4 protein-coding genes are annotated in these 3,892 nt (G+C 33.7%); all 4 read right to left on the reverse strand.

Features of this window, described 5'->3' with window-relative positions; all coding sequences use genetic code 11:
• Positions 1 to 274: 274 nt before the first annotated feature.
• Complete coding sequence (locus J5E45_RS14255) at positions 275 to 826, reverse strand: DUF334 domain-containing protein (RefSeq protein WP_053038761.1); 552 nt, start codon at positions 824 to 826, stop codon at positions 275 to 277.
• Positions 792 to 1,784, reverse strand: coding sequence for a relaxase/mobilization nuclease domain-containing protein (locus J5E45_RS14260; protein ID WP_053033444.1), 993 nt, complete (start codon positions 1,782 to 1,784; stop codon positions 792 to 794). Before J5E45_RS14260 ends, J5E45_RS14255 begins: the two co-directional genes overlap by 35 nt.
• Positions 1,766 to 2,164, reverse strand: coding sequence for a plasmid mobilization protein (locus J5E45_RS14265; protein ID WP_109937926.1), 399 nt, complete (start codon positions 2,162 to 2,164; stop codon positions 1,766 to 1,768). Before J5E45_RS14265 ends, J5E45_RS14260 begins: the two co-directional genes overlap by 19 nt.
• 308 nt (positions 2,165 to 2,472) lie before the next feature.
• Positions 2,473 to 3,417 carry a replication initiation factor domain-containing protein gene (locus tag J5E45_RS14270; protein WP_208182387.1) on the reverse strand — a complete coding sequence of 315 codons (945 nt, stop codon included), beginning with the start codon at positions 3,415 to 3,417 and terminating at the stop codon, positions 2,473 to 2,475.
• Between the last annotated feature and the right edge of the window lie 475 nt (positions 3,418 to 3,892).

Raw genomic sequence — 3,892 nt, forward strand, 5'->3', positions numbered from 1 at the left:
GCTTTATTCCAATTTCCTTATTGGTCGGAACCTACAGGGCTTTATGTGTTGTTGAGTTGGTACTTTCTTGGGATTAATCCCAATTCAAGTCCAACCAACTCGCTAACAAGTTAGCTAACACATAGCCCATTCCAACCAATAAGTTTTCTCGGCATAAAAACGTGTTATAATACTATTAGTTGTTTTTTCATAAGGAGTTACCCCCTTATTTGCATTTATTTTGCATTTTAAGGGGGTATTTTGCGTATTTAGCCCTTTTTATATATAAATCTACCTAAAGGTCATTAGATACTCTAAAAAGCAATGCTATGAGCCCCAGAATGATAGCAAAGAATACATAGGGTACTGCATAAAGTATCAACATCAAATATCGCCATGCACTTTCGTGGTCATCAATAAAACCATTAATAAAGCTATATAAATGTTCAATACCAAAGAAATGACCTATCGGACCTGTCACAAGCATTACAAGTACAAAAATAATTAGCACAAAAAATATATTTGTAACGCCTTTTGTCATCACTTTTAGCGCTGTATTCGATTTATCAACCACTTTGTTATGGTCTTTTATTTTACTTTCCAAGATTTCTTTATACTCTTTTGTTTCTTCTCTCGCTTGTTTCGTCACTTCACGTATTTCGTCTTTAGTATCGCTTAATTCATCTTGAATAGCTTGTTGAAAATCTAATTTCAAATTATCTTCATCAAGTCGTTTAATATAGTGCTTTGCAGTTGTTTCAAAGTTTAATCTTGCATGCTTAGTCTTTTCTTCAAAAATATCTAACTTATTATTAAAGTTCGAGGTCGAAGCCTCTAGTCTTTTCATGAGTATGTTTGTTCTCTCGTTCCTGTCTTGCTCGCTCTTCTCTAGCTCTTCTATTCTGTTCTTCAAGTTCTCTAGCTTTTCGCTCTCGTTCTCGTTCTTCTCGTTCGCTACGCTCTCTATTCTGTCTAATTGCTTGCGTACTTCTATTAAATCGAGCCCACTCTTTCTCTCGCTCTTTATCTCGCTTGATTTTCTCTCGTCTTGCCTGTTCAAGTTCTCTCTGTCTTGCTTGTTCTTCTCGTTGTTCATTTTGTCTGTTAAAGCCAATTTCTAAGCCCCCTTTGTCGTAATCTTCGCCTAATTTCTTCCCACGCACTTTTTTATCTTCTTCCAAATGTCGATAAGTAATTGTTTTGTCTGTAATACGTTCAATTTTTATGCCATTTTGTTGTAAATCATTACCCAATTCTTCATAAGACGCTGCTTGCGATTGATCTATGGCATGCCTTATCTCATCTTTCCAAGATGTTTTCCCTTTATTCAATACGCTATATTCTGCTTGTGTATAACGTAATTTCGCTTTTTCTTCGGGTATTGATAGATTATGCGATTGGCAAACTTCGTCATTCGCTTGTCGAATATCATGCAGTGCTTTTTTATTATTATTAAATTTCTTCCCCGTTTCTAAATCAATTGAATTAATCACAATATGATTATGAACATGGTCTGTGTCGTTATGGGTATATACGGCAACTTGATGATTAGGTGCTATCTTTTCGGCTAATTCTAAGCCTAATTGATTACATTGTTCTGGCGTTACTTCGTTAGGTTTAAAAGACTGAATAACCACATGTCCTTCGTTGCCATCTGTTTTGCCATACATTTCACGTGTTGCTTTAAAACTGCTTTTTGCATAATCTATATCGCAATTCAAAGCGCTTTTTTCTTCTGCCCGTTTCTCTGCGTAATTAATAGCCCTTGATGTTGATTTTGTTGAGCTTATTTTAGTTGTTGCCATATCTCATGCAACTCCTTTTTAAAGTCATCAAATTGGTTAATTAAATCATCATATTTTTGTTCAGGTAAATTTACTGCTTGTTCTTTATGTTGATTAAACCATTTCGCAATCTGATTTACATTTGCCCCCATAGTTCCTAAATCTTTAACAATCGATTGTCGCGTCTCTTTATCTAATTTGGGCGCTACCAATCGACTGCCTTGTGCCTTTTTCTTTACGAAATTAGGCACACTCATATTCAAAGTTTCGGCAGATGACCTTAACTTTTCATATTCGCCTTCGTTCACTCTGAAACTAATTTGTTTTGGCTCTTTGCGGTTGGGTTTACGGTTTTCCCCAACAGACAAATCGCTAGCCAAATTATTATCATGTTCACTCATTCAATCCCACCACGTTTCTTCGAAATTTATTACTATCTATGTTTGTAGATTATATGATAATCAACAAAATATCAAGTAATAATGTGGTTTGGCAAGCACTGGCTTTGCTATCCACTTCGTTCTAGCACGCCGTACTTGATGGGATTATATCCCATACCCTTTATGTTTTTGCTAACGCAAAAAATGAGTGGCTAAATACTAGCCACTCATAGTTCAAAACCAAATTCAAAATCAAAACCTATGCAACCAAAAATGTGGTTGCTATACGTTCATAAATTTTATGATCACTTACGTGTATAAAATTAAATTCACTTCCAAAATCTAAATTCACGCTGCCAAAATTCAATCTGCTTTTGCAATTGTTTTTCGTTAGCTTTTAAAGTCGATTTCATTAATTCCGTTAAATCAATTGGAGATATTTCTCTAATCAATTTTTTAAATTTAGTCTTAGTATTCTTACTTAGCTTTCCCCACATACTTTCTTCATGCAACAAAGTATAAACCATAGCTTGCTCATTAATTTTTTCTAAAGTTGCCCACGCAGGTTTCAAGATGTGTAAATCATTAAAGCAATCATTCCAGTAATCAACCATATCTCTTTTTAATTCAATTTCTACACGCCATAAATGTTCAGACATAACTTCAACATCGGCGTTATCTTTACGCTCTTTTTTCTTGTTATAAATTCTAATAAATCTATTACTGTCACGAACACCAAAATATTTGGTTTCTGGCATTCCGTTCATTCCGTAAAATACTGTTTTCTTAACTGCTTTATCAGTCATTGCATAGTAATCGCTCAAATCATCTTCAAAATCAAAAGCTAAGTCTAGTCTTGTAAATCCGTCATCTTCCATGTAGTCGATAATATTTTGTTTTAACCAAAGCATTTCGTCATGTGTAAGTTTATTTGGATTAAATTCAACACGCATATTACGTCTATCCCAACTATCTGCTTTTACTTTGTCGTATTCGATATAAACTTTTTCTTGAAGTGCTTTAGCTTTAAATTTAGTTTGAAGCATATCCCAAAGTCTTATTTGTGGCTCAGTACTCATAAAATCAGATAGCTTTTTAGCGTTAGTTTTGTTTAAATTTCCAACAATTGTCATAGCATCAAAACTTAATTCGGGTTGAGATTTTCCCAAAGTTTGACCATCTAACCGGCTATTAGAGTAGCCGGTTTTAGAAAAATTGTCTAAATCGTGATTTTCCAAATGATTTGAATGATTTGCATGATTGTTTTTATACATAAAAAATCGACTCCTTAATCTCAATTTCGTTTAAGGAATCGCTCACCCAAATATATATCTTGATGTATATTTAAATATCGTTTAATATCTAAATATACAAGATTATAAAAACAACTCAGTGTTTTTTTCTTTGAATGATGTCGTTCACAAACTTTGGTCAGGGCGTGAGCGACTCCTTTTTATTTTGTTATTAATATAACACTATCAAAAGACTTGGTCTAATCAGATCAAGTCTTTTTTTATTTAAGCATTTGTATTATCTGGTAAACAGTTAAAACTACTAAAACACCAAGTACATACTTACTTGTTATAAAATTCTCAAAGGCTTCTCTGAATTTCATTTCTTCAACTCCTTTTATTGCTTTATTCCAATTTCCTTATTGGTCGGAACCTACAGGGCTTTATTCCAATTTCCTTATTGGTCGGAACCTACAGGGCTTTATGTGTTGTTGAGTTGGTACTTTCTTGGGATTAA

Origin of the sequence: Staphylococcus shinii, assembly GCF_017583065.1 — a bacterium.
GTDB lineage: Bacteria > Bacillota > Bacilli > Staphylococcales > Staphylococcaceae > Staphylococcus > Staphylococcus shinii.